This is a genomic window from Chitinophaga ginsengisoli (assembly GCF_003014595.1).
Classification (GTDB): Bacteria; Bacteroidota; Bacteroidia; order Chitinophagales; family Chitinophagaceae; genus Chitinophaga; species Chitinophaga ginsengisoli.
Window position 1 is genome coordinate 1,051,953 of record NZ_PYGK01000001.1, and the last position, 19,798, is coordinate 1,071,750.

Sequence of the window (19,798 nt, forward strand, 5' to 3'; positions counted from 1 at the left end):
AGTAACATTCATGTATACTACTGCCGACTATATGTCACGAGCCTCAAGGTTTGTGCGTAACCAGCTACAGCCAACGTCGAAGAAACTGTCTACACTGATGCTCTATGCTACAGATCTCTGTCAATCCCGTTGTAAGCATTGCCTGATATGGGCCAAAAGACCGGTTGTGCATCTGCCAATGGAGAAGATCGTGGAGATCATGCAGAGTGACTGCATCAGCAAGACAACTAATATAGGTCTGGAAGGAGGAGAGTTCCTGCTGCATCCACAGGCTTTTGAGATTTTGCAGTGGTTCAGCAGATTTCATCCTGCATATGATCTTTTGTCGAATTGCCTGGATCCTGCGAAAGTAATTAAGGCGGCAAAAGAATATGCGCCGAAACGCCTGTTTATTTCCCTGGATGGTAATAAGGAAACATACCAGTTCATGCGGGGTAAAGACGGTTATGATAAAGTGTTACGTGTGATCAAAGAACTGCACCAGGAGCAGGAGATCTCTGTCATGTTCACATTGTCGCCCTATAACAGTTTTAATGACCTGCGCCATGTAATGCAGGTATGCGCGGAGTATGGAACAGATCTACGGATCGGTATCTACAATAATATTTCCTACTTCGATACAATAGAAACAGCGCATACGGAGAATGTGATCAGTAGTGAAGTGCCTGCTGCCACTGCTGCCCGCCTTGAAATACCTGCGGATATTGTTCAGAGCCTGCAGGGATTTGACGAGAACCTTGATTTCCTACAACTGTATAAATACTGGCAGCAGGGCGAATTAAAAATGCCCTGCTATTCCATTTTCGATAGCCTTGTCGTGCTGCCAAACGGTGATGTACCCATCTGTCAGAACCTGGACCTGAAGCTGGGGAACGTGTACAACAATTCACTCGATCATATCTTCAATGATGCCGCTACCAACGCCATACAAAAACATCATTGTCACAATTGTAATGGATGCTGGATCAACTTCCACCGTAAATATGACATTACCTTGCTCCGCCAGTCAGAGCGCCTGTTAGGTAATCTGATCACAGAGAGATTGTTTGGGGATTACCAGTGGAATAAACAAAAGGAAAGTTTTAAAACAGTAATGGCAAAAGTGTAGAACATGTTGGATCTGGCTATTGATAAATATAAACAATGGCGAAGAAGGAGGAATTTAGACGGGCTGTTTAGCAATGGCCCGTCCTTCGCTTTTGTAGGTGTAGGACAACATAGTATTGACAATTTATATCCTGCCATATTAAATATGGGTGTCCGCATTAAATACCTTTATTCCCGAGAATTGCAGGTAGCGGCGCAGGCTGCGCACCTTTTCCCCGGATGTACAGGCGTATCGGAACTGTCAGTAATATTGAGCGACCCTTCAGTACAGGGTGTTTTTATCTGTATGAAGAATGAATACCAGTTCCCACTGGTGAAAGCCTGTCTGGATGCTGATAAATATGTGTTCGTGGAAAAGCCCGCTGTTAACAGTTATGCAGCCCTGCAACAGCTGATGGCCCATCCTCATGCGGATAAATGTATGATTGCATTCAACAAGCGTTTCAGCCCTTTGAACCGGCAATTAAAGAAGAGTATCGCCGATACGTATAGTTACCAGGTCCGCTATATTACAGGTGCCTATCCGGAAGGAGATGCAGTGATGGAGTTATTCTGTCACCCTATAAATAATGTATTGCAGTTTTTTGGTCCGGTGGAGCAGTATACTTTATTACATCATCCGGGGGCAAAGGGCCGCATACATCTGCAATTGCTGGTGAAGCACAAGCAGGTAACCGGTATGCTGGAGCTGTCCAGTTGTTATTCCTGGTCATTGTTTGCTGATACATTGCAATGCCTTACACCCCGTAATGTGATTGAGATAACTTATCCGGGTAGTTTCCGGATTACTCCACTGGGCAGACAGTTTGCCGGCATACCGTTTGACAAGATCTTCAACAACCAGCGGCAGGCAAGTGAAACGAACTATACAACAGCAACACCGGTAGCGGGGAATAATCCTGTAGTGCAATACGGTTATCGTGACGAGATCCGTTATTTCGTCACACAGGTACAGCAGGGTAAAATGCTGCATCGTGCATCCCCTGCCACATTCACAGATACATTCCGATTGCTGGATGAATTAAAACAGGTTATAGGTTAGAGCCGGTAACTGATGCCGATCTGGAAACCGATCCATGTACTGATGTCTTCCCTGTCGTCGGGAGAAGATCTGTGAAGTGTATAAGGTGGTTTAATGGTCACATAATTCTTTTCCGGAGTTGTTGCTATCAATCTGAGGGTAGCGAGGGGGAGCGGCCAGGTCGTTAACTGGTAAGTACTTTTCAGACGATTGAATACAGGTCCCGCATGTACTGACAGGTGGGAGGCTATTCTTCTCTGAACAAAAAGGTTGATCCTTTGCAACTGGCTGTTTACATAAACAATGGGCCTTGTTGCACCAGTATCACTAACGGTGTGTATAGGTGTTTCCTTAAACAGTTTCCCGGTAGTCGCTTCCAGCTCAATCAGCCAGCGATTATTCACGGGATAGCTGATGCCTGCTCCATAACGAAAACCAGATACTGAGAAATTGGTGCTCCAGGATACAATACCATATGCCAATGTCACGCCTGCCTTTGCCTGAAAGTTAGCGTAAAGCGCTTCGTCTGCAGCAAAGCCTGCCTGTACAAATGGTCTGAAAAGACCTGGCCTTTCATATATATATGGTTCCCTTTGCCGTTTCGCTGGTGAAGTAACCCGCTGAAATGCTGGCGTTGTGGGTTTTATTGTAGGAATACCCAGCTTAACAGGTGCGGCAGCCGTTAATGAATAAGAAGGGGAATTGCTGAACGTTTTACTGCTGCCTGTAATGATATTCAGTGGTGTCAGTGTGCTGCTGTCAGATACGGCCTTCTTCGCAATATCGGTGTTTGATGCCATTGTAGTAGCTGGTGTAAGACTCGCTGGGATACCCGTTTTATGCATGGCCGGTGTGGTCTTAGGTCGTAAGATGGTAGCTACCAATCGCTTTTCAGTCACCTGTTTCCGAGGCTGATTGCTTGCAGTCACCTGCGTAATAACATCCTTGTTATTCGTCCGGTGAAAGATAACATGCTCCTGGTAAATGGTATACTCAGAACCGGTGGCTTCCCTGATCATTGTGAGCAACTGGTGCATAGAATAAGAAGGCTGCCGGAGTAGTAGCTGTTTCTGGGCTATTATCTTTTGTGCATTGAAGGAAAGTATAAAGCCTGTTTGTGCTGTGATCATATCCCCCAGGCTAATGATATTCATTTGCTTCATAGGTACGCGCACCCGTTTGTCTAATGATGGCGGAACTGTCTGTGCTTCCACACCTGTAAATGCCAGTATGCATACCATCATCAGGCATGCTTTCCGAAATAACTCAATTGCATTCATTCCCTTGCACATAAATAGTAGACCCTGTAATGCGGTACTGAAGCGATAACGATGCTGAGATGACCTCCATTACATATTGAATTGGCATATCAGTAAACGAGGTAGTGATGGTGCAGTCGGCCAGTCTTTTATTCTCCAGTACGATCTTTACGTTGTAAGCTTTTTCCAGGGCGCTAACCACTGATTCGAGGCGGGTAGCCTCAAAGTGGAATGTTTTGGTGGCATAGGCATAGTCATTACTGCTTTCCATTTTTGTTACGGAAAAGCGATGTGTATCTACCCGGTATACGCTCTGCATGCCACCTTTTACAATAACACTGTCATGGTTGTCAAAGAAAAGTACTGCACCATTATCTACAGCGATGGTAACACTATCGTTGCTGGTCTTCACATTGAATGCAGTGCCAATTACCTTGATGTCAGCAGTGCCTGTACGTACAATAAACGGTTTGCTGGCATCAGGATTGATAGAAAAAAAGGCTTCTCCCTGCAATTGTACCGTTCTGTCAGGGCCATCGAAAACGGCTGGGTGTTCCAGTCGGCCGCCCGGTGCCAATGTAACACGGGAATGATCGGGCAAGGTATCCCGCAGAATATCATGAGGTGATGTAAGTGCCAGCATAGGCGGTGTCTTCGTGGTTTTCCATGGATGAAGGAAGACCAGTAGTGCAGCCCCCAGGACCAGGATGAATGCAGCTGCCACCGCCCGGCGGATGAATAGTGCACGCAGTACTGGTGTTTTATGATCTTCCGCTGGAAGAGAAGCACTGATATTGAGCCGCTTCAGCTCCCGCTGAAGATCAGGAGCATTATAAGCGCCTTCCTTACCAGCATGCGACCATACCTGCAGATATTGCTGTAGTAGCCGGTTATTGTCCGGCGTCTGCTCAACCCATTCATCAATGGTGATCGCCTCTTCCGGGCTCGCTTCTCCGGCCAGGTATTTTATCAGCAGTGCTTCAGTTATCGCTATGTTTTGTTGTTTGCTCAATGGTAAAAGTTATTTCATGCTGGCTTTTCACAAAAGATGATTTATATATAATAGCAGGAAAATTGTAAGGAGGTAATCTGCCAGTCTTTCCCGCATCAGTTTTAATGCCTTGCTCATCTGTGCTTCCACCGTCTTGACCGAGATGTCCAGTTCTGCGGCTATTTCGGCATACTTTTTACCCTCTTCCCTGCTTTTCAGGAATATGACCCTGCACTGCTCAGGCAGCGCACTGGTTGCCTGTACGATGTGTTTTTCCAACTCTCTGGCCAGTGTGTGTTGTTCTGTGGGCCCCTGCATGGAGTTATCCGCGTTTCCCGTCTTATAGGACACATACCTGTCCCGGGCGCCGTCCTTCCGGATATTGTTCATGCAAAGGTTGTGAACAGAACGGTATAGATATCCTTTTATATCTTCTTCAAAGACAACGGTTTCCCGTTTCTCCCATAGCCGGGCGAATACGGTTTGCACAATATCATTGGCTTCCTCACTGTCCCTCAGTAATGTATAGGCATACCGGTGCAGCTTTTCATAGCAGGTATGAAAAAGATGCAGGAACAGTTCAGATTTATCTTTTTTCTTCAATTCCGTCAATTCCCCGGGTGCTAGTTGGCCAATAATACAATAGTATAACACGAAGGGGCAGATATACCCCTACGTGTTTTTTTAAAAAAGTTTTCTGCCTTGTTATCAGACTTTTGGAGCCCATCCTTTTTCATACTCTCTTTTCCACAATTTCATGGCTTCGGCATCATTGAGGATGTGTCCATTGGAAGGATCGGTATGTAATACCCTGCCTGTACGCTGCGCAATATTCCCGAGCAGGGGCAGCAGGGTGCTACGGAAGGCGACATTTATCTCAGCATTGAGTTTAGCGTTGCCGCGGATGCTTTCCAGGAAGTTATTAATATGTATCGCATCGTAATACTCCCCCGCAGGGCTAACCGTGTTAACAGCACTCTGATTGGCATTGGTCGCCTGTTTCACTTCTTTAACGACCTTCCCCTTCAGGTCTACTATTTTGTAGCTGTCACCTCCGGAGTTATACAGGGTACCGTTGTCGCCGAAAATGGCAAAACCGCGGTCGCTGCCTTCCAGGTTGAATGCACTGCAGCTCCGTCCTTCCCAGGAGATGGCTTTGCTGCCTTCGAATTCAAAGTTGAGGGTTTGGGTGTCCGGTGTTTCCCAGTCATCTTTCGGATAGGCGTAACGTCCGCCGGCAGAGGTTACCTTGGTAGGGAATTCGAGGTCCATGAACCAGCGCAGGCAATCTAGTTCGTGGGTACCATTGTTACATGTTTCTGAGGTACCCCAGTGCCAGCGCCAATGCCAGTTATAATGAACGATGTTGTCCAGGTAGTCGCGGCGTGGGGCAGGGCCCTGCCATAAATCCCAGTTCAGGGTATCTGGTACAGGTATTTTCTTACCAATGCCGATAGGCTGACGGTTATTGGTATACCAGCTTTTTCCATAATAGATCTTACCCAGTACCTGTTGTTCCTTTACCTCTTTTATAGCCTGCTGCATATTCGGCCAGGAACGGCGTTGGCTACCCATCTGTACCAGGCGGTTATATTTTTTTGCTGCAGCTATCAGTAATTCCCCTTCCGCCGGATTGTGGGCACAGGGTTTCTCTACATATACGTGCTTGCCTGCCGCAGTAGCCATTATGGCTGCGGGGGCATGCCAATGGTCCGGAGTGGCTACAAACAGCGCATCAAAGTCTTTACGCTCCAGCAGCTGGCGGATGTCTTTTATAACAGTCGGTTTACGGTCCTGCGCGCCGGCAACGGCCTTTAGTCCTTTGGCAATGGCGCCGTCTTCCACGTCGCAGATATAACCGATCTCTGCACCTGGCAGCTTTGCGGCACATTGGGCCAGCCAGTTCCCGCGGGAATTGACACCCATTACGCCCAATACCAGCTTGTTACTGGGAGCATTTTTCCCAAACACGGGGAAATTGAGAATGGTTAAGCCTGCTCCTACGCCAGCAAGACCGCCGGTTTTGATAAAGTCTCTTCTTTTCATAACGATGTGACCTGTTTATAGTTTAATGTTTTTGCACGATAGAAGTTTAGAATAGGCTGCCTAATGTAAAAAAATAAAAATGGGGTTTACAGAATTTTTGATGAGCGAAAAGGGAGCGGTATCAACGGAATGCCTGAAATGGCGCCAATGGCAAATTACAGGACCGCTAAGGAATTAATGGTAACTTTAACTATAAAGTGGTGACATGCTGAAAAAGAAAAGGCAACGGAAATATCTCGTTAAAAGATGCCTGGAGCTGCGGTCCCAGGTACATGCTTTTGCCGGCTCCGGAGACCAGGAGGCATTACACAAACTACGTGTAGAGATTAAAAAACTGAAAGCGTTCTCAAAGTTGACCAAATTGTACAAGGGCGAGAAAGAGATTACTATTAAAAAGAATATCAGGAAAATATTTCATCGTGCAGGCCTTATCCGTGAAGCCAACATCAACCTGCAAATGATAAAACAATTCGATATTCATCAGCCGGCATTCAATACCGAAGCAAAAGACACTATCCGGCAGGAAACAGCTAAGTTCCGTTTATACAGAACCCACTATAATGACGACATCAGGAATACCGCTGTCTCCTTTCTGAACTCATTACGACCTGTACATAACCATGATATCAAACATTGGGTTAACAGGCAGTTAAAAAAAATAGCTGAAGTGGTAACGACAACATCTACAGATCAGCTACATGAAGCCCGCAAGAGAATAAAGAATCTTGTATACGTACATGATATATTACAGAAACGGTTAGCAGCTGCATTAACATTAAATATTGACTACCTTGACCAGCTACAGGATGTCATAGGTAAATGGCATGACACCGCTGTAGCTGTTGAACTGCTTACAGCGCATAATTCAGGTAGTAAAGCAAAGATCACCGCGCTCCAGAAAGAGCATGATAAAGCCGATAAGGCTATTCATACAATTGGTGACGGTTTTTGGGATAAAGTTGTTAAGCGGGATTGAGTTTATCCCCCATACGACGGCAAAATTATCTTATTCTTTATCGCATACTTCAAAATCCCCACAGTAGATCTCACCCCTAATTTATCCTTCAGGTCTTGCCTCGTTTTTTCCACGGTCCGGATACTCACAAACAACTGCGCCGCTATATCCTTATTACTTTTCTCATCCCATAGCAATTGAAGGATCTTTTTCTCTCTGTCATTCAGTGCAGCTTCTTTTTTTGCCTTATTACGGCTATTCTCATGCTGCGTATTCTCATACAACACATCCGTAAATAACCTGTTTCTGTAAACCCTGTTCTCTTTTACAGCATCTATCGCCTGCAGCAGATCTTCAGGATCTCCTGATTTGGAAATGAATCCATATATCCCCAGTTCCAGCAGATCGCACATGATGTGTATGTCCTGATCAGTGCCGAGTAGCAGTATTTTTACACGGGGATATTCCTGTCGGATCAATATAATGGTATCTGTGAGTGCAGGCATTAGTATATCTACCAGCAACGCATCTATCTGCGTATGTTTCAGTTGCTGCAGCAGGTCATATTCATTGGACGACTGAATAGCAACGGTGATATTTTTTCTTTCTGAGAGATAACTTTTTAATGTCTTGATGAATAAAGTGTAATTATCTAAAATGGCTAACTTAATGTGTGTCACTGGCATAAAATAAGAACTAAGAATGAGCATTGTTTGAATTACAGGCACTGAAATTTGTGGTATTTTAGCTGAGGGATGTGTTGTTACTGGATTAACGGCAACACAATTTTAACGGGACTTTACGTTTACGGGTTAAAGTAATTTATTTATACAATGTAATATAGCCTGAAATTCTTTTTCAGTCAAGATCAGGCGCCCAATTTAATGGTAATTTAATTGTCTAATAATTGCCAGCGTTTAACGAACTTTCTGTAAGAAGGTAATGTTTTTCTACTTTGTCTAATACAATATAAAGAGAGTCCCTGCTACGGGTAACACCTGTCATAATAATTCTTGATCCATCCTTGGTAGCATAGTGTAATGTCATGTCTTCTCCCGGCTGTGCATTGGCATATTCCAGCAGGATGTGTTTCTGCCTGCGCCATGACCGCGCTCGTTCGTCTATGCCATTTATTTCTTTCCTGATGACATCGGGAATGACAGTGATGGTGTCATGTACAATATGTTTCCTGCCGCCTGCAAGGTAGAAGGAGTTGCTGGTAATGCTTGCTTTTTTATTTAATGGATTTTTATTGTGGAGATGAAGTACTTGCTGAGCCGTATCTGCTTCATAATAGAAATATGTTTTTCTGCCAGCCATACCCGTTAACTCAAACGTACGGTTGATATCCCTCATAGGAAGAGCAACGCCGTTAGACAGATCCAGGTTCTGCGGCTGATTGGTGCTAAAGGTAAGAGTAGACCATTTCTCAAATGTGACATGCTGCCACCTTATTGTATCGAAGGGATTGTATGCTATTTCTTTATTGTTAATACTGAAGAATGTGACGTTGTAGTTACCCCTTAGTACAGGCACTCCCTTAAGGGAAGGCTGTTTATAGGGATCATACCAGAAGTTCATCAGTTGCAGATAAGCGGTAACCCCAACGAAGAGGAACAGCAGTGCTGATTTTAATCCTGCTCTCAGGTATTGCTGCCATTTCTCCTGGAAGGATGGATAATAATGGTAAGGGATCACATACCGCTCCTTTATAAAGAAAGCATGGAAGTAAGGAAGATCATACGCCAGCAGGTAGGCCGCAAGAATAACAAAGTAAGAGGAATAGATATGCACATTGCCATCGTAGGAGAAGTTGACATATACAATGTCTGCCATGGCTGCAAACAGTAGGATCGCTCCGTAAACGGTTGTTTTCCTGAACAGGAGTAAAATGCCGGCTCCTATTTCAAAAACACCGGCAAAAGACTGATACCAGGGTACAATCCCCACAGATACCCAGTATAGTTTCTGCGCAGAATATTGCCCGAAATCTGTGTTTAACATGGCAAGAGAGGGGAATGGCATCTGCACGGGAAAGATCTTTAAGAAGCCAAATCCTATAATACCAATGGCTGCCCTGTAGCGGATCAACACCATTAACCAGTAATTGAGTGCGTAATACGATGACCGTTTCCTGTCAACATAAGAAAATATCAGGCCCCCAATAACTGATATGGCAAGTATCAGTAGCCAGTCTGTATATCCCATCAGGTTCCAGCTACTGTTTTCGAACTTGATAATGACCGGCATAAAACGAGTAATATCATATATATCCCTGTAGTGGAGTGCATTCCAATGAACAGCAAATAGCCTGTCATACCATTCCTTACTGAACGGAATACACATGATCAGGTAAAATATGAAACATATCCTGAAGGCTATCTTGGCGGCGTTGTTCCAGGGCTGCATGTTATTATAATTTAGCAGGGTTGTTTTTGCCGGTACCTGCTTCCTCCAGCAGGTATCTTTTATTTATTTTTCTTAATATGATCAGCAGGGAATCCTGTCGCTGGTTGAATCCTGACAGTACGATCCTGTTACTGTCCGGCTGATGATAGCGGAATACGTATACCTTATTCTGCTGTTGCTGCATTACGATGGTGTGTGCTGTTGTATCTGCCTGCAACGAGTAGTAACGCCTGCCATTATTGCCGGTCTGCTCATAAGAAGAGGGGCTTTCCAGTACATCAGGCACTGCATACTCGGGTGTTGGAGACGTGTTTTGTTGAGGGGAACGGATACTGACAGTAGCCCATTTTTCAAACACCACGTTTTCCCATCTGATAGTATCTGTTAAGGAGTAAGGCAGTTCCCGCCCATTGATACGAAAGGTACTTACATCATAAAATCCTGTCAATCCTGTAGGTGTCGATGTATGCGGAAACTGGTAGGTACCCTCCCTGTAAGTCGAATAACTGGTGTAAGCACAGATCAGGAAGAACAGGAGGAAAATACTCCTTGGCGCCCATTTCCATTTAAATGAAGGGATTACAGGTCGTAGAGCGGCAGGGCGCTGAAGCGAAAACAGTGTATGGAACTCCCTGAGGTCATATACCAGCAGAAAGGAGGCAATGCACAACAGGTAAGCACTATATAAGACATCCGCACCTTCATAAGCCCAGTTGCTCAGGAATACGTTACCGAGGAATATGACCGCAATGATCACTGCAGGCAGGGTCAGTTTCCTGAAAAGTAGTAACAAGGCAATAGTCAGCTGTACGATGCCAAGAAAACAGGAATATCCTGGCGCAACACCCAGGGTCATAGAAAAGATCTTCCAGCGCGTGAACTCACCATAATTGGTGTTCATATGACTGATAGAAGGATAAGGGCTGTGAATGTGAAAAAAGTAAACAAATCCATACCCCACAAAAGCCAGGGCCAGCCGGTATCGCAGTATTACTCTCAACCAGTAATATAGCATATTCATGTCCGGTCGATCTTTATCCGTGACTATCCAGATAATAGCGCCGATAGCAGATACCGGCAGCATATATAACAGGATGGGCAGGGAAGGCGGACGATAGGTTGCCATCATCAGTATATCTGTAAAATCCATACTGAAGGAATACTGTTGAGGTATTACAGGGAGCAGGCTTAATATAAAGAAGATAAAACAGCACCTGAATAATACCTGTTGAGCAAGTGTCCATTTATTCGCTGTCATGTTATTAGGATTTATTAGCAAAGTATCCACAAAGGGATGACAACAGGGCAACAATACCCGGAATGATCAATGCCGTAGCTGCCCCTCCTGTCTTTTCAAGAAAGCCAATCAGGAAAGCGCCCACAGGATTGATACCCGTAAGTATATAAGTATACAATGCAATGGTATTAACCTGGTACTCTTCCTCGGAGCGAAGTTGAATATAGGCACTGGTCACCGTTGTATAAGTCGTATAAAAATACCCGGTGACGATCAGCAGGCTCCCGGTTAGCCAGATGTTCCCCGCCATGGCAAGCAGGATGAACATTATTCCCATACCGGCTGCGGAGACCATCATGAAATTAAAGCTCACCTTAGAAAGATAAGCGGAGACAATAGCGCCCACAAATGCACCCAGTCCGAACAAGGCATTGATATAACCAAACTCTTTCGCATTTGTCTGTAATAACATACCCGATATGATGGGAAGGATAACGGAAAAATTAATACAGAGCAGCGACACCAGGAATAGTACAGCAAATGGTGTTAACAATTGCCTGCTCTTAAACACATAACCCAGTGCAGTACCGATACGGCTTAACAGTGACTGCTTTGATTTATTGCTGGCATAAGGATACAGCTCCTGCTCCTGCATAATAAAGAGACTATATATAACGAATGCAAACGAAATTGCGTTGAACAGGAAACAATAAGCTGCACCCATACCTGCCAGCAGTAATCCCCCTATAGCCGGCCCAAGCACTTTGGCAAGATTAAACACTGAAGTATTCAGGGCAATGGCATTAGGTACCTGCGACCGTTCCACACACTGGCGGATCAGCAGCTGACGTATAGGGTTGTTGATCACAACAACAAATCCTCTTAACAGGGCAAACAGGTAAAGATGGAACAACCCGATCTTCCCCGTAAAGCAAAGCAGAGACAATGCAATGGCGGATAGCATGGATAACGACTGACAGATGATCATCGTTTTCCGTGGGTTTAGTTTTTCCAGCAGCGGTGCACTGATCAGTCCCAGCAGGGCATACGGTGTGAACAGGCAGGCAGTAAGCAGGGCAATGGCCTGTGCGGAATGGGTCTTTTCAAGGATCACCCATGACTGTGCAATGTCCTGTATACTGGTGCCTACCTGAGATATACTGAGACTGAAAAAAAGCAGCCGGTAGTTCCTGTGCCGGATCAGGCTGGAAAATGTCTTTGAAAGATAAGTTGTACTCATTTCAAAGACATCTCTTGCTGTATGGCATGTAATTTCTCCGTCACCTTAGCCGCGCGTTCTGTGATGGATAGGTCTCCTTTCAGTTCCAACACCGGAAACGGAGACGCTGCCAGCCATTGCTGATGCGCCTGTAAAGTCCTGCCGCGGGCGGTGTTATCGTCGTATCCTGATGCCCAGTCAATAAACTCATTAAATTGTTTATTCCGCTCAGTATCTGTATAGATAATGTCTCCGTATTTTTCCAGTTCCCGTGCCTTCAGCCGTGCAATCCTGATATCCTGTGGCAGCCATAGGAAAACGATCAGGTCAAATGTCACATCCAGTTCCCATTTGATGACAGAGCCTCCCAGTATCCAGCTTTTATGTTGACTGAATTCCTGTTGTATCATATTGTTCCGTTCCGCCGGATCTCTTCTTATTGTAAAGGGAGGATCACTTTTCTCCCAGTAAAATTCGTCTGTGTCAAAGTAGGGTACATTGAGCGTTTCCGAAAGGTATTCTCCGAGGCTGGTAACACCAGAGCAGGATGCGCCTACAATATGGATCTTCATAAATGGTTTATTTGGGTATGTAAAATCTGCATCGCCCTTTTTATCATGTCCAGCGGACAGGCAATGTTTATTCTGAAAAAGCCTTTCCCATATTCACTGAATATTGTTCCTTTTGATACAATCAGTTCCTGGTCCAGTACGGAAAAGAAATCATCTTCGCTGATCTGCAACGCACGGTAGTCAATCCACATCAGGTAAGTAGCTTCCAGTGGAAACGTTTTTAACTGCGGGATATGCTCCTGTATAAATGTCTGGATATAATGATAATTATGGGCAAGGTATTTATTTAATGAGACTGTCCAGTCATGGCAATGGGTGTAACCTGCCATCGTAGCAGTAAGAAAAGCCGTATTCACTTTATTGATACCATAAAGATCGAACACCTTTGATAGCTCCTTTTGCATCCGTTGGTTAAATACAACAACATGCCCGCCTCTCAGTCCTGCAATATTAAAAGTTTTTGTGGAAGAATGGAGGATAATGGTATTCTGTAAATAACGTGTTGGCAGTGTGGCTACTGACGTGAAATGATAACCCGGTAGTACAAGATCACAATGTATCTCATCAGCAATCAGCAGGATCTCATTTTCAAGACAATATTCCGCAATGTGCAGCAGATCTTCATAACTCCATACTCTACCAACTGGGTTGTGCGGAGAACATAGCACGAAGATCTGCGGCCGCAAAGGTAACAGGGAGTCCAGGTGTTCAAAATCCATCTGGTACTCGCCATGTTCATCAATTTTTAAAGGGTTGAATAAAATGGTACGGTTCTCGGTAATTTCCATGAACCTGTAATAAGCCGGCGCCTGTATAATAATTTCAGCACCTTCGGAAGTATATCGTTGTATGATAGCTGACAGGGCAGGGATAATGCCGGTTACAGGAATAATGCTGATCCCTTCAGTATTGTAGTGATGATAGACCGTGAACCAGTTTAACACTGTTTCCAGGTACTGCTCATTGACTGCTGGATAACCGAGAAAGCCGGTGGATACTTTCTGCCGGAGGGCATCCAGTATAGGCGCTGGTGTTCTGAAATCCATATCCGCCAGCCACATCGATAAACTGTCTTCCGGTATCCTGTTCCATTTATGAGAGTCTGTAAACCGCCGGTCATATATTGTATCAAACATGTATTCGTTCGTTTGGGGCATTAGCATATTCCATATTTGTTTGAAGCTGCCTGTAAACTTTGTCTATGAATGCAATGCCTTCCCTGTGCGATGACAAGGAAGAATGTGCATCACCGCCCTGCAGGAAGTTTTGCAGCTGCCATTGCCGGGCGGCTACATTCATACCCTTGTTCAGCGGCATTTCGGGGTACATGTCAGTAATATCCTTTCTGTTTAGCTGTATATAACCGGCATGACCTGTAACATTGGTATTATTGATGATCTCTATGGTGAAATGTTCTGTTTTATCTGCCGATTGCTGTTTAGACAGCGAATGACTACTGATATGAATGGAACAGAGAGGACCTACATGTATAATGACAGATTCCTGTCTGAGCCGGCCATTGCTGATATAAGTGTTCTCAGGCAGCTGATGCCAGCCTCTGTTGGATGCCGATGTTTCCATCAGTTGCAGACAATAATGAGAGATCCGTTTGCCATTGCTTTTGAAATCTCCGCTCAGCGTAACATCTGTTTCTCCGAAATCATGTAGTCGGCTGATATTGTCAGGCTGGAAGTATTCGCTGAACCTGTCTGTATGCAGGCATCTTTCATATACCGCCTGATCGATCATTCCCAGATGATCCGCAGGGGAGATAGCCAAAGCATGCAGGGTGGATGCATGCATATCAGGATACAGTATTTTATTGAGTGACATCAGGCTGAACAAGAGGTCAATATAATGATAGCCAGAGTGCAGCATGACACCATATCCATATTTATACGGATGATTTTCCCGGTAAAAAAGCTCATCCGGCATATTCCACATACCGCCGCCGAAATGGATATCTATAAATGTGATGGGCACGCGATAGGTCCTGATCAGATCTGACAGGAACTGCCTTACATAATTATAACCGGTATGTGCACGCCGCTCGCAGGAGACCACAAAGTTCAGCTGCTCATTCCGAATTTCGCCGCTGATGTCATAGAAGTCCTGCAACAGTGACTCCGACGATTGTCTTGATGAAAAGGCCGTCAGTGGTTTGTCTGTGAACACATGTAGGTTATTCCTGACAGCCCATATAGCATACGCTTTGTGGGCCTTCGGTTCTGTACAGATGATCACCGCATCTATCGCTTTTTTATATATCCTGCCGCATAACAGTTTATCCAGTTCTTCAGGAGTAAGGTCATTACGATATTGATCAGGAAGAAAAAGATACTGTTCAGGAGTCAGTGATTTGTCTGAAAAGAAATGTCGGATACGCTCTTCTTCTGCTTCCAGATCTATCACCATACTGATCCTCATATCCGCTTGCTGCTGCAGTACAGAATAGTATCGCTCTCTGAAATGCAGACCGCATCCGACTACTATAATATGCTGTATTTTTCTGCTCACGTTATTTGTATAATTCCTGTGGTCTGATAATAGGGAGACGGTCGGAGAGATTCTCATAATAATGAGCGATCCAGCCGGCTACTCTGCAGAGTGATAACATCACGGTGTTCATAGAAGAAGGCATGCCGAACAATGTATAGAATACATTATTGAACAGGTCCGGATTAGGGAAGATGAACCGGCTGCTGAAATAAGTGTCATTACTTACATGGTCCGTTAACTCAAAAGCAAGTTTTCTCAATATATCTACAGGCGCGTACACAGGATCATCCGACTTCAACATGTTATACATGATCCTGGCCCTTGGGTCCCAGTTCTTATAAATGCGGTGTCCAAAGCCATAGATCACTTCCCTGCGGCTCATTTTCTCAACAATAAAATCGCTGGCACTGATACCTCTTTGTATAATCTCATTATACATCTGTGATACATACTGACTGGCGCCCCCATGTAATCTTCCTTTAAATGCGGCAATACCACTGGCGATCGCTGTATAGATATCTCCTCCTGCACTGGCGATATTACGAACGGTTGCAGTAGAGCAGTTTTGTCCATGTTCTGCATGTAACATAAGAACGATGTTCAGGAACGGTGCATGCAGATCAGCTTTTTCAGGAGCTACCTGTTGTAAAAAGCGGTGATAAACAGGTTGATCTGATGTGTTGCTGTTCCAGGCCATATTGTTTTGCAGCTGATAATAATATGCAGCAATCACAAACAACTGGGAGATGATGAACTGTGCCTGTACCAGCGGATCTTCATTGCCAGGAAGGTATTTTTCTTCAATGCCTGAAAGGGCGGTTACACCGATCAGCAGGAAATCCATGGGGTGAATGGAGGCAGGCAGACGTTGCAGCACAGCCTGTATCTCTGCATCTAATACAAAGTAACGGTGCATGCCCTGGGCGAACTGTAGTTCTCCGGAGGGATTGTTATCACTTTGTGTGATCAACTGAAAGGCGAGCGCTTCAAAATTGGTTTCAGTGATCTTTTCTTCAATAGGCGTATTGCCATAAAACAGCTGACCTGTTTTACCATCAATGCGGCTGATACTGCTTTTACAAAAGCTGCTGTGGTTTGCGCCGGGGTCAAATACAATAACGTTGTTGATGCCTTTTTTAAATTCCAGTACCTGGTGGGTACCGTTGGCAGTGATGTTAAAGATATCCGTAAGTTGTGTTTCCAGGGTATTATTTTCCATGGTAGTAGTATTTTTCTTTTAACTTATTTTTCTGCACTTTACCTGTATTGGTCTTGGGGATTGTATCGAAGATGATTGCTTTGGGGCATTTATAGTGAGCCAGTTTATCCCTGCAGAAGTCAATGATCTCTTTATCTGAAACGCTCTTGCCATGTTTCAGCTCAATGACAGCTTTGGGTATCTCTCCCCACTTATGATCATATACTGGAATGACTGCCGCCAGCAGAATATCAGGGTGTTGATACAATACATTTTCCACTTCTATGGATGAGATGTTTTCTCCACCGCTGATGATAAGATCTTTTTTTCTATCCACTATTTCAGCATGTCCGTCCTGGTGGATCACCGCAAGATCACCAGTATGGAACCAGCCACCTTTGAATGCCTGACGGGTTAATTTTACATCCTTGTAATATCCTTGCATGATATTGTTACCGCGTACCACCACTTCTCCGATCGTTTTACCATCCCATGCCACAGGGTTCAGCTGATCATCCACCACGTTCATAAACACGGCATGTACACTGGCAATGCCCTGTCTTGATCTGTCGCTGGTTTCGCATACGGAATGAGGACCATGTGTTTCCGTCAGTCCATATACATGAATGACCTTTACCTCATTTTCCTCAAATCTCCTGATGGTATCGGGTGCTGGTGCAGAACCTGCCGTGATGATAGTCAGTTTACCATAGCTTCCAAGCAAAGAAAAGTTAATGGCCTGTTGCAGCTGTATAAGCACGGTAGGTGCAGCACAGAGATGAGTGATCTTTTGAGTGGTGATATAGGCAACAACATATTCCGGGTCAAAACTGTCTATAAAGAAATGTGTTCCGCCTATAGCCGTTACTGCCCAGGTATAACACCAGCCGTTGCAATGGAACATGGGAAGTATCCACAGGTAATTACAGTTGACCGTCAGCGAAGCGGTGATACATTCTCCGAGTGTGTTCAAATAGGTACTGCGGTGAGAGTACATCACTCCTTTGGGATGCCCGGTTGTACCGCTGGTATAATTCAGGGAGATGGTATCGTCTTCGTTGATCCGCGGGGCTTTGTATTTATAGAGCGGCTCTTTTTTATAAAGATCGTCACTGTTGAGGACCAGATGTACGTCAACGATATCACTGTAAGATGCGCGGTAGTATTGTTCTTCTGTAACGAGGATCTTTACGGCTGCATGTTTCAGAATATAGCCGACCTCTTTTTCATTGAGCCTGTAGTTAATAGGAACAAGAATGGCCCCGCACATGGGAACCGCATAGTGCGCTTCCAGCAGCTGGTAGTTATTCCTGCTGATGTAGGCTATGCGGTCCCCGGGTTGTACCCCCAGTTCCCTGAAACGCATGGCAGTCAGGGTACAATCACTGTACAATGCGCCATATGTTTTTCTGATATTGTCCTGTACGATGGCTGTTTTATCTTTATAAAAAGCAGCGGCTCTTTCCAGGAACAATAAAGGAGTAAGAGGGGTATGATTGGCAATATACTTAGTCATTGATTTCCATTTCTTCAGGTACTGCAACTTCTCTGAATCTGTAATCGTACACGATAGGAATCTCTATCAGCATAGGTTTGTTGGTGGAAAATGCCAGTTCCATCAGTGCTTCCAGCTGCTCCGGAGCTTCCAGCTGTATGCTTTTCATACCATTGGCCTCTGCCAGTTTTACAAAGTCAACGTTGCCAAATTCAACACTACGCTTAAAGATCTCTTCTCTTTCCAGGAACTGGTAGTATTTGATCAGGCCAAAGGCATTGTCTTTCAGCACAACGATCACAACCGGAATATTGTAACGCACAGCAGTTTCAAGATCCTGGCTGGTAGAGTGGAAACCTCCATCACCACAGATAACGGCTACTCTTTCGGCAGGCCTTGCCAGTTTAGCGCCCAGACCTGCAGGCAGACCGAAGCCGAACGTACCACATACATTGGAACACATAAAGGTGTCTGGCTTATAGGTTTTGCTCAGCAATCCCGCATATTGTTTGTGTAAGCCGATATCGCTGCACAGCACTCCGGATTCACCTAATGCATTCCTGACAGACTGAATGATCAGCGGAATATTTGAAAACTCTTCGCTGACGAAAGGCGCTCTTTTATCGAACAGCTGTTTTAATTCCAGCAGTGCTTCATTGTCTTCTTTAGGAGCGATTCCCTGTTGCATGATATAGGGGAGTACCTGTTTCAGATCGCCGGTAAAGAGGGTATCCGGCTGAAATACGGTGCCCATATCATTATAATGGGTGTTGATAACGATGGTCTCCTTTTTATTTTTCCACAGGCTTGACTTGAGATCTTCTCCGAAGTCATAACCGATTAGCAGCAACAGATCGCTGTTATCAAAGATCTGGGACACAAGATCGTCGTGGTATATCTTGTCCACGTATTTATTACAGGTGGTAATGAACAACGGATGATCTTCAGGAATAATACCTTTTGATGCCAGGGTGGAGATAACAGGTATGTTATGCGCGTTGATGAATTCCACCAGTTCTTCACAACAATTGTCTCTGATCAGCTGATTGCCTACAATAACCAGCGGTTTTTCAGCTGCTTTTATTTTGCTGAGCACTACATCTAGCTGACGGAAGTCGGGGAGGGGAGCAGGATTCCTTTTTATCGGGGAAAGGGTTTGCAGCAGGGCTTCTGCTTCGGCATCAGGTATTTCCTGTTCCATTACATCAGTAGGGAAGCTCAGGTATACCGGACCGGGAATGTCGTTCACTGCTATTTCGAGGGCTGTTTTAAGCAGTGCTGGTATTTCGAGGACGTTTTCAATCTGCGCAGCAAATTTGGTAATAGGACGCATCAGCGCTACGTTGTCTATGCATTGGTGGGTCTGGTTGAACTGTATTTCCGCCCTTGGGATCTGTGCTGACACGGCCAGCATGGGAGATCTGTCAAGAATAGCAGAAACGATACCAGTAGAGAGATTGGAGAGTCCCGGACCAAAGGTGGAATAACACATCTGTGGCTCTCCTGTCATGCGGCCAAATACATCGGCCATAATGCCAGCAGCAAATTCGTGGCGGGTCAGGTAAAAGTCCAGTGATGGTTCTTCGTCGAACTGCATGGCCTGGGCTTCTCCGCCTACTATACCGAATACTTTCCTGATTCCTAATTTGGCAACTGATTTTAAGAATAACTTTGAGGCTTTCATCTTTTGAATGTTTGGTGGATCAATGTGCCGTAAATGTATAAGGAAAGCCCCGGCCGGTAATTAGCAAGAACAGCAAATTATGCTGCGGCAGGTACCAAATTATTTT

General features: G+C 44.9%; 17 protein-coding genes. 3 read left to right on the top strand and 14 right to left on the bottom strand.

Annotated features, from left to right (window positions below; translation table 11 throughout):
- The first annotated feature begins 31 nt into the window (after positions 1 to 31).
- Positions 32 to 1,108: a radical SAM protein gene (locus CLV42_RS04475; protein WP_245901467.1), complete on the top strand. Its 1,077-nt coding sequence runs from the start codon at positions 32 to 34 to the stop codon at positions 1,106 to 1,108.
- 3 nt (positions 1,109 to 1,111) lie between these two features.
- Complete coding sequence (locus CLV42_RS04480; protein WP_106600660.1) at positions 1,112 to 2,149, top strand: Gfo/Idh/MocA family protein; 1,038 nt, start codon at positions 1,112 to 1,114, stop codon at positions 2,147 to 2,149.
- Here CLV42_RS04480 and CLV42_RS04485 read toward each other — a convergent pair.
- From CLV42_RS04485 to CLV42_RS04500, 4 genes are all read right to left on the bottom strand, one after another.
- The gene (locus CLV42_RS04485) at positions 2,146 to 3,372 is read right to left on the bottom strand and encodes a porin family protein (protein WP_146154306.1); all 1,227 of its coding nucleotides are present in this window, start codon (positions 3,370 to 3,372) and stop codon (positions 2,146 to 2,148) included. The genes CLV42_RS04480 and CLV42_RS04485 overlap by 4 nt on opposite strands.
- Positions 3,373 to 3,394: 22 nt before the next feature.
- Positions 3,395 to 4,399 carry a FecR family protein gene (locus tag CLV42_RS04490; protein ID WP_106600662.1) on the bottom strand — a complete coding sequence of 335 codons (1,005 nt, stop codon included), beginning with the start codon at positions 4,397 to 4,399 and terminating at the stop codon, positions 3,395 to 3,397.
- Between the two features lie 27 nt (positions 4,400 to 4,426).
- Positions 4,427 to 4,981 (bottom strand): RNA polymerase sigma-70 factor, encoded by a 555-nt coding sequence (locus CLV42_RS04495; RefSeq protein WP_170117386.1) that lies wholly within the window; start codon positions 4,979 to 4,981, stop codon positions 4,427 to 4,429.
- Between the two features lie 105 nt (positions 4,982 to 5,086).
- Entirely contained in the window at positions 5,087 to 6,424 is a 1,338-nt protein-coding gene (locus CLV42_RS04500) for a Gfo/Idh/MocA family protein (protein WP_106600664.1), read from the bottom strand.
- 205 nt (positions 6,425 to 6,629) lie between these two features.
- Between CLV42_RS04500 and CLV42_RS04505 the strand changes: the two genes are divergently transcribed.
- Entirely contained in the window at positions 6,630 to 7,400 is a 771-nt protein-coding gene (locus tag CLV42_RS04505) for a CHAD domain-containing protein (RefSeq protein ID WP_106600665.1), read from the top strand.
- Between the two features lie 2 nt (positions 7,401 to 7,402).
- On the opposite strand, the gene CLV42_RS04510 is transcribed toward CLV42_RS04505, so the two are convergent.
- The 10 genes from CLV42_RS04510 to CLV42_RS04555 all read right to left on the bottom strand — a co-directional run bounded on the left by CLV42_RS04510 (position 7,403) and on the right by CLV42_RS04555 (position 19,692).
- The gene (locus CLV42_RS04510) at positions 7,403 to 8,065 is read right to left on the bottom strand and encodes a response regulator transcription factor (protein WP_106600666.1); all 663 of its coding nucleotides are present in this window, start codon (positions 8,063 to 8,065) and stop codon (positions 7,403 to 7,405) included.
- 214 nt (positions 8,066 to 8,279) lie between these two features.
- Positions 8,280 to 9,788: a hypothetical protein gene (locus tag CLV42_RS04515; protein WP_106600667.1), complete on the bottom strand. Its 1,509-nt coding sequence runs from the start codon at positions 9,786 to 9,788 to the stop codon at positions 8,280 to 8,282.
- A gap of 4 nt (positions 9,789 to 9,792) precedes the next feature.
- Positions 9,793 to 11,046: a hypothetical protein gene (locus CLV42_RS04520; RefSeq protein ID WP_106600668.1), complete on the bottom strand. Its 1,254-nt coding sequence runs from the start codon at positions 11,044 to 11,046 to the stop codon at positions 9,793 to 9,795.
- Positions 11,047 to 11,050: 4 nt separating this feature from the next.
- Positions 11,051 to 12,265 (bottom strand): MFS transporter, encoded by a 1,215-nt coding sequence (locus tag CLV42_RS04525; RefSeq protein ID WP_106600669.1) that lies wholly within the window; start codon positions 12,263 to 12,265, stop codon positions 11,051 to 11,053.
- Entirely contained in the window at positions 12,262 to 12,816 is a 555-nt protein-coding gene (locus CLV42_RS04530; RefSeq protein WP_106600670.1) for a P-loop NTPase family protein, read from the bottom strand. Before CLV42_RS04530 ends, CLV42_RS04525 begins: the two co-directional genes overlap by 4 nt.
- Positions 12,813 to 13,952 carry a MalY/PatB family protein gene (locus tag CLV42_RS04535; protein WP_170117387.1) on the bottom strand — a complete coding sequence of 380 codons (1,140 nt, stop codon included), beginning with the start codon at positions 13,950 to 13,952 and terminating at the stop codon, positions 12,813 to 12,815. The genes CLV42_RS04530 and CLV42_RS04535 overlap by 4 nt, the downstream gene beginning before the upstream one ends.
- Positions 13,945 to 15,333 carry a Gfo/Idh/MocA family oxidoreductase gene (locus CLV42_RS04540; RefSeq protein ID WP_170117388.1) on the bottom strand — a complete coding sequence of 463 codons (1,389 nt, stop codon included), beginning with the start codon at positions 15,331 to 15,333 and terminating at the stop codon, positions 13,945 to 13,947. The genes CLV42_RS04535 and CLV42_RS04540 overlap by 8 nt, the downstream gene beginning before the upstream one ends.
- 1 nt (position 15,334) lies before the next feature.
- The gene (locus CLV42_RS04545) at positions 15,335 to 16,534 is read right to left on the bottom strand and encodes a citrate/2-methylcitrate synthase (RefSeq protein ID WP_106600673.1); all 1,200 of its coding nucleotides are present in this window, start codon (positions 16,532 to 16,534) and stop codon (positions 15,335 to 15,337) included.
- Positions 16,524 to 18,029 (bottom strand): AMP-binding protein, encoded by a 1,506-nt coding sequence (locus CLV42_RS04550; protein WP_106600674.1) that lies wholly within the window; start codon positions 18,027 to 18,029, stop codon positions 16,524 to 16,526. Before CLV42_RS04550 ends, CLV42_RS04545 begins: the two co-directional genes overlap by 11 nt.
- The gene (locus CLV42_RS04555) at positions 18,022 to 19,692 is read right to left on the bottom strand and encodes a thiamine pyrophosphate-binding protein (protein WP_106600675.1); all 1,671 of its coding nucleotides are present in this window, start codon (positions 19,690 to 19,692) and stop codon (positions 18,022 to 18,024) included. The genes CLV42_RS04550 and CLV42_RS04555 overlap by 8 nt, the downstream gene beginning before the upstream one ends.
- Positions 19,693 to 19,798 lie beyond the last annotated feature (106 nt).

Coding starts and splice junctions, on each gene's coding strand:
- CLV42_RS04475 (WP_245901467.1), top strand. CDS start 32: ATGTCACGAGCCTCAAGGTTTGTGCGTAACCAGCTACAGCCAACGTCG.
- CLV42_RS04480 (WP_106600660.1), top strand. CDS start 1,112: ATGTTGGATCTGGCTATTGATAAATATAAACAATGGCGAAGAAGGAGG.
- CLV42_RS04485 (WP_146154306.1), bottom strand. CDS start 3,372: ATGATGGTATGCATACTGGCATTTACAGGTGTGGAAGCACAGACAGTT.
- CLV42_RS04500 (WP_106600664.1), bottom strand. CDS start 6,424: ATGAAAAGAAGAGACTTTATCAAAACCGGCGGTCTTGCTGGCGTAGGA.
- CLV42_RS04505 (WP_106600665.1), top strand. CDS start 6,630: ATGCTGAAAAAGAAAAGGCAACGGAAATATCTCGTTAAAAGATGCCTG.
- CLV42_RS04510 (WP_106600666.1), bottom strand. CDS start 8,065: ATGCCAGTGACACACATTAAGTTAGCCATTTTAGATAATTACACTTTA.
- CLV42_RS04515 (WP_106600667.1), bottom strand. CDS start 9,788: ATGCAGCCCTGGAACAACGCCGCCAAGATAGCCTTCAGGATATGTTTC.
- CLV42_RS04520 (WP_106600668.1), bottom strand. CDS start 11,046: ATGACAGCGAATAAATGGACACTTGCTCAACAGGTATTATTCAGGTGC.
- CLV42_RS04525 (WP_106600669.1), bottom strand. CDS start 12,265: ATGAGTACAACTTATCTTTCAAAGACATTTTCCAGCCTGATCCGGCAC.
- CLV42_RS04530 (WP_106600670.1), bottom strand. CDS start 12,816: ATGAAGATCCATATTGTAGGCGCATCCTGCTCTGGTGTTACCAGCCTC.
- CLV42_RS04535 (WP_170117387.1), bottom strand. CDS start 13,952: ATGTTTGATACAATATATGACCGGCGGTTTACAGACTCTCATAAATGG.
- CLV42_RS04545 (WP_106600673.1), bottom strand. CDS start 16,534: ATGGAAAATAATACCCTGGAAACACAACTTACGGATATCTTTAACATC.
- CLV42_RS04550 (WP_106600674.1), bottom strand. CDS start 18,029: ATGACTAAGTATATTGCCAATCATACCCCTCTTACTCCTTTATTGTTC.
- CLV42_RS04555 (WP_106600675.1), bottom strand. CDS start 19,692: ATGAAAGCCTCAAAGTTATTCTTAAAATCAGTTGCCAAATTAGGAATC.